Source organism: Gilliamella sp. Pra-s52, from assembly GCF_009795805.1.
Taxonomy (GTDB): domain Bacteria; phylum Pseudomonadota; class Gammaproteobacteria; order Enterobacterales; family Orbaceae; genus Gilliamella.
This window is the reverse complement of sequence record NZ_WTEY01000001.1, coordinates 40,018-54,285: the sequence shown is the minus strand read 5'-3', so window position 1 is coordinate 54,285 and position 14,268 is coordinate 40,018. Positions and strand designations below refer to the sequence as shown.

Below are 14,268 nucleotides of genomic sequence, written 5' to 3'. Positions count from 1 at the left end.
AAAATAAGGATAATTAAATGAAAAAATTAGTTTTAGGTTTAGCATTAATATCAACTACAGCGTTAGCAAATAATACAGATATTATTAATGCAATGGACAAATTAGGTTATAGTCATAAAAATATTAAAATTGCAAATAGCCCAGTAAATGGCTTAAAAAGAGTCACTACACCTGATGGACTTTTTTATGTTACAGACGATGGTAAATATTTAACCCAAGGCCCTATTTATGATATTCAAGGTGATGAACCAGAAGATATCGCTAATGGTAACAACCTTAGATTAATCAAATCAATTAAAAATGATGCCATTGTTTATAAAGCCAAAAATGAAAAATATATTATTTCAGTCTTTACTGATTACACTTGCCATTACTGCAAACTACTACACGAAAATATCGATAAATATTTAGAAGCCGGTATTTCAGTACATTATTTTGCATTCCCTCGAGCAGGTGCTGATAGTGAGGTGGGTAAAAATATGCAATCCATTTGGAGTATGACTAACCGCAAAGCAGCATTTGAAAATGCTTATAAAGGCAACACTATTTCTCCAGCTAGCAGTATGATTCCTTACGTAACACAACAATTTAATGTTGGTAAAAAACTTGGCATTAGTGGTACACCAGCAATTGTTTTACCTAACGGACAATTGGTTTCTGGCTATTTACCTGCGGATAAATTAATTGAAATTTTAGATAAAAAAGCAACTAAATAAAAATTAACAAGTAATCACTTATTAAAACTTAAAACATAATAACAAAATACATGCTAGCGCCAATACGCTAGCATATAAAATATGAAAAGAAATAAATTAATACATCGCAAATTAATTGAGGTATATCCAGAATTTCCTAATGATATTCCGTTATTATTGCAACGAATTTATGCATCTCGTGGTATTACTCATGCACAAGAGCTTGACTACACCACTCGCAATTTATGTAATTACGACAAACTAAATGGCATTGAAAAAGCCGTCGAAATTCTTTATTTAGCAATGAAGAATAATCAACAAATTATGATTGTTGGTGACTTTGATACAGATGGAGCTACAAGCACCGCTTTAACAATCAAAGCTCTTAAAAATATGGGCTGTCAATTTGTTGATTACATCATTCCAGATCGCTTCAATGATGGATATGGATTGAGTGTATCGGTGGTTAAAAAAGCCATTTTAAAAAAAGCACAACTTATTATTACTGTTGATAACGGAATTTCTGCTATTGAAGCAGTCGATTTTGCCAAACAAGCAAATTTATCAGTCATTATTACTGATCACCATTTATGTCCTGAGCAACTGCCTAATGCTGATGCCATAATCAATCCTAATTTACCTAATTGCGATTTTCCATCTAAGCACTTAGCGGGTGTGGGAGTAGCTTTTTACTTTATGTCAGCCTTACGTGCAAAATTGCGCAAAGAAAACTGGTTCACTGACAATAATTTGACTGAATATAATATAACAAATTTGCTCGACTTAGTGGCACTAGGTACTATTGCTGACGTAGTTCGGCTAGATCACAATAATCGTATTCTAGTTTACCAAGGTGTGAACAGAATCAGGGCCGGTTATTGTAGCGAAGGAATCAAAGCTCTATTACAGATAGCCAAAAAAGATCCTACATCTATTACTTCAACAGATTTAGCTTTTTATATTGCGCCTCGATTAAATGCTGCTGGTAGAATGGATAATATGACATTAGGTGTTGAATTATTACTTTGTGATAATTATGATTTAGCTATCAGCAAGGCGACAGATCTTGATAACCTCAATAGCGATCGAAAATTGATTGAACAAACGATGCATAAAGAAGCTTTATCGTTTATTGAAGAAATTGAAAAACAAAGCACAGCTATTCCTAACTTCCTCGTCTTTTATCATCCCCAGTGGCATCAAGGTATTATTGGCATATTATCGGCTCGCTTGAAAGACAAATATTACCGCCCAGTGATCTCTTTTGCCTCAACCCAAGATGGTTTTTTAAAAGGTTCAGGACGCTCAATTAAAGGATTACATTTAAGGGATTTTATTGATAAATTAAATCAGCAACATCCAGATTTAATCGTTAGTTTTGGAGGACACGCAATGGCTGTTGGATTAACCATTTGTGAAGAAGATTTAGAACGTTTTAAAAGTAGTATTGAAGCTCTTTCAGACAAACAATTACCTCCTAATTTACTAGAACAAATCATTGAAACCGATGGTGAAATAGATAGCCAAGACTTTACTTACGCAATAGCTAAACAAGTAAAAGAATCAGGCCCATGGGGAGAAGGATTTAGTACCCCAATTTTTGATGGCGAATTTATTATTCACCGACAACAATTACTTGCAGAAAAACACCTTAAATTAGTATTAGAGCCTAAAAATGGTGGCCCACTTATTGAAGGAATATTTTTTAATGTAAATAGACAGCAATGGCCTGATCAGTCAATAAAAAATGTAAAGATAGTTTATCATTTAGATGTCAATGAATTTCGAGGTAACCAATCACCAAATTTAATCATAAAACACCTATGCCCTATCGCATAAGCAAGTCGGATCGATTATAATTGTAAAGTTGTGCTGGATTTACACCAGATTGAGGCCAAGTTAACAATGGTTACCCAACATCACTGATATAGAATTAATACAACGTTAAGGATACAAAATGCATATTCATATTCTTGGAATTTGTGGCACATTTATGGCAGGGATTGCACTAATAGCCCGTTCTTTAGGTCATCGAGTAACAGGTTCAGATAAAAATGTTTACCCACCAATGAGTACGCTTTTACAAAAAGAGCGCATTGATATTATTGAAGGATATGATCCATCACAACTAACATCGATACCTGATTTAGTCATTATCGGCAATGCCCTATCAAGAGGGAACCCTTGTGTTGAATACATTTTAAACAATAACATTCCTTATATTTCAGCCCCCCAATGGCTACATGACAATGTACTTCGTGACCGTTGGGTCATTGCTGTTGCAGGAACGCATGGCAAAACCACAACTGCAGGCATGGTCAATTGGATTTTAGAAAAACAAGGTTATAAACAAGGCTTTGTGATTGGAGGAGTCCCCGGTAATTTTGAAGTCTCAGCAAGATTAGGGGAAGGTAACTTTTTTGTTATTGAAGCGGATGAATATGACTGTTCATTCTTCGACAAGCGTTCAAAATTTATGCACTACTACCCAAAGACACTAATCATGAACAATTTAGAATTTGATCATGCAGATATTTTTGACGACCTTAGCTCAATTCAAAAACAATTCCACCATTTAGTACGTTTAGTACCAAGTAAAGGGCTAATCATATCACCACAAGAAGATGTAAATTTAAAACAAGTATTAGCAAAGGGGTGCTGGAGCGAACAAGTATTTACAGAATCAAAAACTGGCTGGTTAGCGCAACGTATCAATAATGATGCAAGTCAGTTTGCTGTTTACTATAAAAATCAAAAAGTAGGTGAAGTAAAATATTCATTAGTAGGTGAGCATAATATGCACAACGCATTGATGGCAATCGCAGCGGCACATAATATAGGAATTGAGCCTGCGGACGCATGTTTAGCATTAGGTACATTTATAAATGCAAAAAGACGTTTGGAACTCTACGGTGAAGTTAATAACATCGAAATTTATGACGATTTTGCTCATCACCCAACGGCAATTTTAGCAACACTGGAAGCCTTGCGTAGCAAAATTGGGGCAAATCGACGAATCTTAGCTGTACTTGAGCCTCGCTCAAACACAATGAAACTGGGTGTTTCCAAAGAAGAGCTTGCTCCATCGCTTGGACGTGCTGACGAAATATTCATCTTTCAACCAGAACAATTACCTTGGTTAGTTGCCGATATCGTTGATGCTTGTATTCAACCAGCTTACTGGACTGGTGACATTGATTTACTGGTTGAAATGATCACAAAATCAGCCCGACCAACAGATGCAATCTTAATTATGAGCAATGGCGGATTTAATAACATTCATAAAAAGCTTTTAGAAAGCCTAGAAAAAATAGTCAAAGATAAAGAAGATCAGCCGTTAATTTAATAACAATATATTAATAGCGATAGAAGATATGCCTATCACATGGCATATCCTACAAAGGATATTTCATGAATGAAAATATCGACATAATTGCTACGTTATGTCGCAGAATAAAAATGGCAAGAATCGTAAAAAACTTATCTCAGCAAGAACTTGCCAAAAAATCTGAAATTGGTATTGCAATAATAAAACGGATTGAACACGGCAAATCGATTACGTTGCAAACGTAATTTCTGTTCTTCGTGGATTAGATGAGCTTGACCAGCTTAACAATTTACTAGCTTATAACGAAGTTATTCACAACAGCTCAATAGAACAACCAAAACGAAAAAGAAAACAAAAAACAATAAAAACAGAAAAAGTAAACGTGCTAACACAGAATGATTTCTTGCGTTCTAAAGTCAACACTATGTGTTGGAAACATTAAATTAAATTAGATTAAATCAAGTACAATTAATTGACGACCACAAACTACACTATTTAAGTATTGGCCGATTTTACAATCGGTCAATACAATACAGCTAATAAAGTAAGCTAATTACAATGAACAGTAATCGCAAGGCCTCCACGAGATGTTTCTCGATATTTTGCATTCATATCTTTACCCGTTTCGTACATCGTTTTAATCACTTTATCTAATGATACTTTGGCTGCCGTAATTCGCCTTAAAGCCATTCTTGTTGCATTGATTGATTTTACTGCAGCAATCGCATTACGCTCAATACAAGGTACCTGCACTTGACCAGCTACAGGATCACAAGTCAATCCTAAGTTATGCTCCATCGCAATTTCAGCTGCCATACAAACTTGCTCAGGATTTCCACCTAAAAGTTCAGCAAGTCCAGCAGCTGCCATAGAACAAGCAACCCCGACTTCGCCTTGACAACCAACTTCTGCACCAGAAATAGATGCATTAATTTGGTAAAGTTGCCCAATTGCACCACATGTCAAAAAGAATCGAATGTAAATATCAGGTGTTACTTCGTTGATAAATTTATCATAATAAGCAAGTACTGCAGGAATAATACCGCACGCTCCATTTGTTGGCGCTGTCACCACTCGTCCACCCGCGGCATTTTCTTCACTTACGGCAAGTGCAAACATATTTACCCAATCAATAATAACCATTGGATCACTAATAATCTTATCTTTGGTGGTAGACAATTGCCGATATAATGAAAACGCACGACGAGGAACTTTAATTGGCCCCGGTAATAACCCTTCAGTATTCATTCCACGCTTAATACACTCCAAAATAGTCTGCCCAACACGAGAAAAGTACGTTTCAATTTCTTCATAAGAGTGCAATTGCAGCTCATTTTTCATCATAATACTAGAAATTGATAATGAGTTATCTTCACAATGTTTTAATAATTGCTCAGCTGAAGCAAATGGATAAGGAAGTTTTACAGAATCTTGCTCTTGTTGACCAAATTTTTCTTCTTCAACAATCTTCCCTCCTCCAACAGAGTAATACGTCTTTTGAAATAATAATGTATTTCCATTATAGGCACTTAGCGTCATACCATTTTCATGTAATGGTAAAAATTTAGAATGAAACACCATACAACTGTCCAAAGGGAAGTCGATTTGGTAACGATTATTATAAATAGGTAAACGGCCAGTTTGGCTCAGCGTTTCGATAAAAACTGGAATAGCATCAATATTAACAGTATCAGGCATTTCACCAGCTAACCCCATAATGATAGCAATATCGGTTTGATGCCCTTTTCCTGTTAACGACAAAGAACCATAAACATCCGCCACAATTTTTGTTACTGATGGCATCATTTCGTTACTAATAAGTTGATCTATAAACGCCTTCCCTGCCCTCATTGGTCCTACTGTATGTGAACTTGAAGGCCCAATACCAATTTTAAATATTTCAAATACCGAACTCATATTTTTCCTTTTTAAGGCAGCACAAATTAATCGTACTAGCCTAGTTATACCTTTGTAAATTTACTTATAAGCTTTTTTATAAATAAAACACCATTCATCGACGCATACTAACGAATTTTACCAATAAAAAACGAATAGATGATCTATAGTCAATTAAACAAATTTTATAGCAAATTATAAATAGCTGCTGAAATCGCAACAATTCCCATCACAACAATAAAAATATTACTTAGTTTGCCACGATATTTTGCCAATACGGGTAATTTATGAATGGCATACATTGGCATCAAAAATAATAAGATCGCTAAAATTGGACCACCAAGTGACTCAATCAGGCCTAAAATACTTGGATTTAATGTTGCAACGCCCCATGCTGTTAAAAACATAAAGGCAATAGCTAATTTATCAAGCTTCTTTTCTGAAATTGTTTTATTACGACTACGCAAGAATTTATTAACAACACCATTAAACCCTTCTTTACCACCAAGGTAGTGACCTAAAAATGATTTAGCCATTGCAATAAATGCAATTGGAGGGCCAATATACTCAATAACAGGTGAATTAAATCGATTAGCCAAATACGATAACGTTGAAATATTTTGAGCTTTTGCATCTAAAAGTTCAGCGGGTGACAAGCAAAGCGCACAACTAAAAACAAAAAACATCACCGTTACAACCATCATAATATTACTTGCTGCAATAATTCTAGTACATTTAGGTTCAGCATAAACATCACCATATTCTTTACGTTTCGCGACCGCTAAAGATGAAATAATCGGTGAATGATTAAACGCAAAAACCATAACAGGAATAACTAGCCAAAGTGTCATTAAAATACTTTGTCCACCATCACTACCACTACTAAACGACCAATTAGCAAAAAGCTCACCATTCCACTCAGGAATTAAAAACAACGCTAAAATCATTAAAACAGCAATAAATGGAAAAACTAATATCGACATAACTTTAACGATAAGATCTTCACCAAATTGAACAATCAACATTAAAAATGCGACTAAAACAAATGAAAGCAATCCCCTTGGAAGCGATGACATGCCAAGTTGATTAACCATAAAACTATCAACAGTGTTAGTAATACCAACACTATATACCAATAATATTGGATAAATGGCAAAAAAATAAAGAACTGTTATCCAGTTCCCTGCTGTGCGTCCAAAAGCCTCTTCGACCACAACAGTAATATCGCCTTCGCGACTTTTACCTGATAAAACAAATCGACATAACGCTTGATGTGCAAAGAAAGTCATAGGAAAGGCAAGAATCAACATCACTAACAGTGGAATTAACCCTCCCACACCAGCGTTAATGGGCAAAAAAAGCACACCTGCGCCAATGGCAGTACCATAAAGGCTTAACATCCATAATGAATCGCTTTTTCGCCATTTAGATAATGCTGAATCATTATTGGCATTTATTTGATTATCCCTTAGCTTACTCATTTTTTTACTACTCCTTAATCTAAAATTTGCCGCATATGATATCAATTTAATATTTTTAACAAAGTGATCAGCATCACATAAAAACAAAAAATTAAATATAATCAACGTTATAATTAATATCCAAATTGATACTTAATAACTTAAAAAAAATTAAAGAATCAATTTTGATTCCAAAAAAAACAGAGCAAGATACTTGCTATAACACAAATTTAACTAAGCTTAAATGAAAGCTGCTAAATTTAATAAACAAGTCAATGGGGGGTTATATAACCAGACGATTAGTATTTGATATTAGTAATTAATCTCTACATTAAGTAATAATGTGCAACCATAATAAAAACATCAACTATAGCCTCAAACACTTATTTTTGCTAAAAAGACAACAGCAGATATATTTAAACAAAATTTTCTCACAAGCACCAAAGGCAATATGCATAGGCATTTATGATAATTTACAGCATAATCAGCAAATAGGTCAGGATTTAAAAGATAGAAAACAAAAGCTTAAGAACAATTTATTAACAATTAAATTACCGTAAAAATCGCATAAAAGGATTTTCTGAAAAATGTCTTAAATGTTTTTAGAAGATTATTTTAACCATGAAGTGTAAACAACGGGGTGTTTTCCTACATATTAAAGATTGTATTTCAATCAAGAACTGAATCATAATAACAAATTATTCCTGTTTCTAAATGCTCAATTTCTAATTCGCCGCCTGTTAGAATTTCACCACCAGAAAAATAACTTGGCTTTGTTTTTAGGATAACTTTTCCCAAAAGCTTATCATTGTAATAAAAATCCCCTTCATTACTAATTTTATAAGGATCACCTGGTCCCATCATTCCTCCACCACAGGGGCAATCTCTACCATCTACCCTATGACCATCTTTAGTTTCACACCCATACCCTCTCCAGTTAAAATCCAAAATTTCATCATAACTTAAATCCATTAAATAATATTTGGTTATTTTCACAGGATAATAAAGTATAGCAAAGACTAATAGCACATAAATAATATGCGATATTTTTAATTGTTTGATTCTCATCATTTTCATAAGCAATTATTTTTTATTATTTATTACTAAATTACTCATATGAATAAAAGCTACAGGTAATGCCTGATTCAAAATCCTTAACGTACAGTTCCCCACCAGTAAATCGCTCTAAAGAAATGTAATCAGGTTTTCTTTTCAAATAAACTTTTTTCATCAGATCATTACCAATAATATAGCCATTCCCCTCTTTGATATAAATACCGTCACTTTTATACGGATTCATTTGTTCACAAATAGAACAATCTTTACCATAATTATATTTGCCGTTGCCCAACTCACTAGGGTAATAACATGTACGATCATCCACCCACATAAAATCCATCATTTCTTCATAACTAAAATCAGTTAAATAATAGCTAATAAATTTAGCTGGTTGGTATAATACCAAAACCACAAATAAGGTAGTCACTAAGCGTGATAAATTTAATTTCTCCATATCAATTTCGTTTAATTACTCATGCTAATAATTTACAATTAATCTTTATTATTCACAATAATTACCAATAAAATTGCTTTAGTGTTGCGCTTGGTACTGTTAAACTAACTCACATTTTTATTATATTTATAACTAAATTATTTTTTCGGGATAAATTTATGCGAACCAGTAAATATCTTCTTTCTACGTTAAAAGAAACCCCTGCTGATGCAGAAGTCATTAGTCATCAATTAATGCTACGCGCCGGTATGATCCGAAAAGTTGCGGCAGGTTTATATACTTGGCTTCCCACTGGTTACCGAGTTCTTAAAAAAGTTGAAAATATTGTCCGTGAAGAAATGAACAAAGCAGGGGCAATTGAAGTGCTCATGCCCGTTGTACAACCAGCAGATATTTGGCAAGAAAGTGGGCGTTGGGAACAGTATGGCCCAGAACTATTACGCATTAAAGATCGAGGCGAACGTGATTTTGTGTTAGGGCCAACCCATGAAGAAGTCATTACAGACTTACTACGTAACGAAGTTAGCTCATATAAACAACTACCGCTTAATGTATATCAAATTCAAACAAAATTCCGTGATGAAGTTCGCCCACGTTTTGGCGTTATGCGCTCACGAGAATTTATCATGAAAGATGCCTACTCATTTCATACAACACAAGAATCGCTACAAGAAACGTACGATGACATGTACAAAGCCTATAGTGCCGTATTTACTCGTGCAGGCTTAAATTTTAGAGCGGTTAGAGCTGACACGGGATCAATTGGCGGTAACTGGTCACACGAATTCCAAGTATTAGCCGACAGTGGTGAAGACGATATTGTATTCTCAACTGAATCAGACTATGCCGCTAATATCGAAATGGCGCAAGCACAAGCACCAACACAAAAACGAGCAGAACCGACTAAAACCATGGAGCTGATCGATACACCTAATGCCAAAACCATTGACGAATTAGTTGAACAGTTCAATGTGCCGATTGAAAAAACGGTTAAAACCTTAATGGTTAAAGCCACAAAAGAAAGCGGACACCAACTTGTTGCACTACTAGTTCGAGGCGACCACACCTTAAACGAAATCAAAGCCGAAAAAATCGATATTGTTGCCTCGCCATTAGAATTTGCAACCGAAGAAGAAATCCGCGCCATTGTCAACGCAGGTCCGGGATCATTAGGGCCAATTAACCTCAATATGCCAATTATTATCGACCGCGATGTCGCGGTTATGAGTGACTTTAGTGCCGGTGCGAATATCGATCATAAGCATTACTTTAATATTAACTGGCAGCGCGACGTTACCCTGCCGCGTATTGAAGACATTCGCAACGTTGTTGAAGGTGACATCAGCCCAGATGGCAAAGGCACATTACAAATTAAACGCGGTATAGAAGTTGGGCATATCTTCCAACTTGGCACTAAATACTCGCAAGCAATGAAAGCCACCGTCCAAGGTGAAGATGGACAAAACCACGTTATGATCATGGGTTGTTACGGCATTGGCGTTAGTCGAATTGTGGCAGCAGCTATTGAACAATGCCATGACGATCGTGGTATTATTTGGCCAGAAGCAATCGCCCCATTCAGTGTTGTCATTATTCCAATGAACATGCATAAATCTGAAAAAGTTCAAGCTACCGCAGAAAAACTTTACGCAGATCTACAAGCTGCTGGCATTGAAGTCTTATTTGATGACCGCAAAGAACGCCCTGGAGTAATGTTTGCTGATGCGGAATTGATTGGTATTCCACACACAATTGTGATTGGCGAACGTAACCTTGAAAACGGTGAAGTAGAATACAAACATCGAGCTGGTGGTGATAAAGAAATGATAAAAGTGGACAATATTATCGACTTTATCAAACATCGCCGTCAATTAGCTTAACTTCTGAAATTAACCTTCAAAACACAACAGTAATAAACCAATTGCTGTTGTGTTTTTATATTAGTTATCCAAAACAACTATCGCCTAAAGATTAAACTCGCTTTAAAAATTCAAAGTGATATTGTGTTTTTTTTCAGCTAAAATAAATCAAAATAATCTTATCTTAATTGGTTGAAATAATGTTAAAAAAAGTCATCGCATTTACACTATCTACCTCGTTACTACTACAAAGCACTCCTATTGTTTATGCTGATAATATCAACCTACCCGATATAGGAACCGCAGCGTCTACAACCCTTAGCATTGGTCAAGAAATGGAAATGGGTGACTATTATATACGCATGTTACGAAACAGCGCCCCAATAATCAATGATCCCGTTCTAAACCAATATATTAATGATCTGGGAAAAAAATTAGTCGCTAAATCAGAATCGGTAAAAACGCCTTTCCATTTTTATATTATGAAAAGTGATGTACTTAATGCCTTTGCCTTTTTTGGTGGAAATGTCATCATTCACTCTAAACTAATATTAGATACCGATAATGAAAGCCAATTAGCCTCGGTTATGGCCCACGAAATTGGTCATGTTACCCAACGCCATTTAGCGCGAGCAATGGAAAACCAAAGCCGCACAAGCCCTTATGTTTGGGGAGCAACATTAGGCTCCATTTTACTAACTCTAGCCAACCCCGAAGCGGGCATGGCAGCAATGACGAGCACTATGGCGGGTTCAGCACAAAACATGATCAGCTTTACACAAAGTAACGAACAAGAAGCTGATCGTGTTGGTCTTAGAACGCTATCAAAAGCAGGATTTGATCCGTATGCCTCATCTGAATTTTTACAAAAACTAGCCGACCAAAGTCGTTTTAGTAGCAAACCACCAGAAATATTACTTACTCACCCATTGCCTAATAGCCGAATAACAGATATTCGCAATCGTTCCTTGCAATACAGTAAAAAGAACATAACACCTTCACTAAACTATTATTTAGCTAAAGCACGTTTAGCAATTTTAATTAATAACAAAAAAAATGCAGGCCAACTATTAATACAATCTTATAAAAAGCTAAATAATGAACAAAGCAATATTGCCGCTATTTATGGTAGTGCTTTAGCTGACAACCTAAACGGTAACAACCAAAAAGCCAAACAACAGTTGCAACCATTGCTAGACAATGACCCGAATAACATATGGTATATTGATTTAATGACTGATATTGATTTAGCGCTCAACAACAGCAGTGCAGCCATTACACGCTTGCAAGCGGCATTAAAAAAAGCACCTGATAGCTCAGCATTACAATTGAATCTAGCAAATGCATATATAAAAAGCAAAAACTACCAACAAGCGATAAGTTTATTACACCGTTATACTTTTGACCATAATGACGATATCAATGGTTGGGATTTACTTGTTACAGCTTATGGCGGAATACGTTCAAGAGCGCAAGAAATGAGTGCACAAGCAGAAATCAGCGCATTAAGAGGCAATTTTAAACAAGCGATCACCATTTTGCAAAATGCGAAAAACCAAACCAAAGGCAATCAAACGATGATGTCGAAAATGGATGCAAGAATCAAACAATTACAACAACTGCAAAAACGCTATACAGCTTATACACGATAACAGAATAAAATTGTAACGCCTCGACTCATGATTAAAATATGCATGAGTCGAGGTATAACCCAAACTCTTATTTGTCGGTCAAATGATCCACATTATTATAGAATTTCACCGTAAATTCGCCTGAAGCTTGATCATCATGCTGCTTATAATTGACCACACTAATGCTAGTATTTAACATCCGAGGAAAATACGCCTCATCACGATGTAAACGCCAATCGCCACCATTTAAAACACAAAGCAATATGCGCAATACCGTGCCATGCGACACAACCAAAATATTTCCTGAATCTTGTGGTGCATTTTGCACAATGGTATTTAACCCTTGCTTCATACGCGTTAAACTATCAAGATAATTTTCGCCTTGATTAACTGACGCATCAAAATTAGCTGGATCGGTTAAATAAACATTAAATTCGGGCACATCTTGTTTTAAAGTAGGCACATGCTTACCTTCCCAAAGGCCAAAATCCATTTCACACAAATCTGCAAGCTCAAAAGTATTAATAGCCATATTATTTTCATTAACGATATAATTACGCGTATCCATAGCACGCTTTTGTGGGCTTGAATAAGCTTGTATAAAAGGAACATCTTTTAAATATTGCCCAGTTAATTTAGCACCTAAAACACCTTGCTCAGTTAAAGGAGAATCTTTTGAACCTTGCATCTGATCTTTAACATTCCACTGCGTTTGACCATGTCTAATTAAATATAAATTTAAATCTTTCATTCATATACCTTTTTTTATTTTAAGATTCTGTGTTCTGATATTTATTTTTCTAAGAATATTTATCTTTTCTAAGATAAGTTAAACAGTTCTGTAAAGCATCATCCATAGGTGCGTTTAATTGCATCTCTTGTTGGCTTTTAGGATGAATAAATTTAACACTTGCGGCATGTAAAAATAACCGACTAAGCTTAGTACCTGCTAACAACGCATCAAATTGCTTATCACCATAACGATCATCAAAAGCAATAGGATGATTAGCATATTGAGTATGAATGCGAATTTGATGCGTACGCCCAGTAACGGGACTAGCTTTAATCAAAGTAGCAAAATCAAAACGTTCTTCAACTTTAAAGCGAGTTTCTGACGGTTTACCCTCTTTATCGACTTTCACCACTCGCTCGCCGTTTTTCAACACATTTTTAAGTAAAGGAGCCTGAATCACCTTACATTCAGAAGGCCAATTCCCCTTAACAAGCGCCAAATAATTTTTTTGCATTTGCTTAAGGCGTAACTGTTCGTGTAACGCTTTTAATGCCGAGCGTTTTTTGGCGATCAGCAACACGCCCGATGTTTCGCGGTCAATACGATGCACTAACTCCAAAAACTTTGCTTCAGGTCTTAGTGCACGCAATCCCTCGATCACCCCAAAGCTCAAACCACTCCCCCCATGAACCGCGATACCCGATGGTTTATTAATCGCTAATAAAACATCATCTTCATAAATAATAGCCCTTTCTAAATCAGCCACCTTATTAAGCTTGGTTGAAATTTCAGATGTGGCTTTTTCAGCGATGCGAATAGGAGGAATACGAATTTCATCACCAATATTTAATTTATACTCAGGCTTAATACGCTTTTTATTAACACGCACTTCGCCCTTTCTTAAAATACGATAAATCATACTTTTTGGTACACCTTTTAAATAGGTGATTAAAAAGTTATCAATACGTTGTGTCACATTTTCCTCTGAGATGGTAACAAATGAGACTTGCAATTTTGTTTGTGGAGCATTTGAGTCCATAAGAAATGATTAATCCGCTATCAATAAATAAAGTCATTTACATTATTCAAAAATAAACTACACTATCGGCATTAAGGAATAACGATAGATGATATTCAATATAATTAAAGTTAA

12 protein-coding genes are annotated in these 14,268 nt (G+C 35.4%); 6 read left to right on the top strand and 6 right to left on the bottom strand.

The features are described 5' to 3' along the window. Positions 1-17: 17 nt before the first annotated feature. The 4 genes from dsbC to GQ594_RS00255 all read left to right on the top strand — a co-directional run bounded on the left by dsbC (position 18) and on the right by GQ594_RS00255 (position 4,268). Complete coding sequence (gene dsbC, locus GQ594_RS00270) at positions 18-716, top strand: bifunctional protein-disulfide isomerase/oxidoreductase DsbC (RefSeq protein WP_160401054.1); 699 nt, start codon at positions 18-20, stop codon at positions 714-716. Positions 717-797: 81 nt separating this feature from the next. Then, a complete protein-coding gene (gene recJ / locus GQ594_RS00265; protein ID WP_160412290.1) occupies positions 798-2,534 on the top strand; it encodes a single-stranded-DNA-specific exonuclease RecJ in 1,737 nt (578 codons plus the stop codon). 118 nt (positions 2,535-2,652) lie between these two features. Next, entirely contained in the window at positions 2,653-4,041 is a 1,389-nt protein-coding gene (gene mpl / locus GQ594_RS00260; RefSeq protein WP_160412289.1) for a UDP-N-acetylmuramate:L-alanyl-gamma-D-glutamyl-meso-diaminopimelate ligase, read from the top strand. 65 nt (positions 4,042-4,106) lie between these two features. Beyond that, positions 4,107-4,268 (top strand): helix-turn-helix domain-containing protein, encoded by a 162-nt coding sequence (locus GQ594_RS00255; RefSeq protein ID WP_160412287.1) that lies wholly within the window; start codon positions 4,107-4,109, stop codon positions 4,266-4,268. A gap of 304 nt (positions 4,269-4,572) precedes the next feature. On the opposite strand, the gene GQ594_RS00250 is transcribed toward GQ594_RS00255, so the two are convergent. The 4 genes from GQ594_RS00250 to GQ594_RS00235 form a co-directional block, all read right to left on the bottom strand. Beyond that, complete coding sequence (locus GQ594_RS00250; protein WP_160412285.1) at positions 4,573-5,940, bottom strand: L-serine ammonia-lyase; 1,368 nt, start codon at positions 5,938-5,940, stop codon at positions 4,573-4,575. Between the two features lie 164 nt (positions 5,941-6,104). After that, positions 6,105-7,400, bottom strand: a complete 1,296-nt coding sequence (locus tag GQ594_RS00245; RefSeq protein WP_160412283.1) for a serine/threonine transporter — start codon at positions 7,398-7,400, stop codon at positions 6,105-6,107. A 648-nt stretch (positions 7,401-8,048) separates the two neighbouring features. Continuing rightward, on the bottom strand, positions 8,049-8,450 hold the full coding sequence (locus tag GQ594_RS00240; RefSeq protein WP_160412281.1) for a hypothetical protein: 402 nt from the start codon (positions 8,448-8,450) through the stop codon (positions 8,049-8,051). A 37-nt stretch (positions 8,451-8,487) separates the two neighbouring features. Then, entirely contained in the window at positions 8,488-8,892 is a 405-nt protein-coding gene (locus GQ594_RS00235; RefSeq protein WP_160412279.1) for a hypothetical protein, read from the bottom strand. A 158-nt stretch (positions 8,893-9,050) separates the two neighbouring features. Here GQ594_RS00235 and proS point away from each other — a divergent pair, with 158 nt between their 5' ends. Next, complete coding sequence (gene proS / locus GQ594_RS00230; protein WP_160401046.1) at positions 9,051-10,772, top strand: proline--tRNA ligase; 1,722 nt, start codon at positions 9,051-9,053, stop codon at positions 10,770-10,772. 179 nt (positions 10,773-10,951) lie between these two features. Further along, positions 10,952-12,403, top strand: coding sequence for a beta-barrel assembly-enhancing protease (locus GQ594_RS00225; protein WP_160412277.1), 1,452 nt, complete (start codon positions 10,952-10,954; stop codon positions 12,401-12,403). A 67-nt stretch (positions 12,404-12,470) separates the two neighbouring features. Here GQ594_RS00225 and GQ594_RS00220 read toward each other — a convergent pair whose 3' ends face one another. Together GQ594_RS00220 and rluC are read right to left on the bottom strand one after the other, a co-directional pair. Further along, positions 12,471-13,133: a histidine phosphatase family protein gene (locus GQ594_RS00220; RefSeq protein ID WP_160412275.1), complete on the bottom strand. Its 663-nt coding sequence runs from the start codon at positions 13,131-13,133 to the stop codon at positions 12,471-12,473. Between the two features lie 49 nt (positions 13,134-13,182). Continuing rightward, complete coding sequence (rluC, locus tag GQ594_RS00215) at positions 13,183-14,154, bottom strand: 23S rRNA pseudouridine(955/2504/2580) synthase RluC (protein ID WP_160412274.1); 972 nt, start codon at positions 14,152-14,154, stop codon at positions 13,183-13,185. Positions 14,155-14,268: the final 114 nt, after the last annotated feature.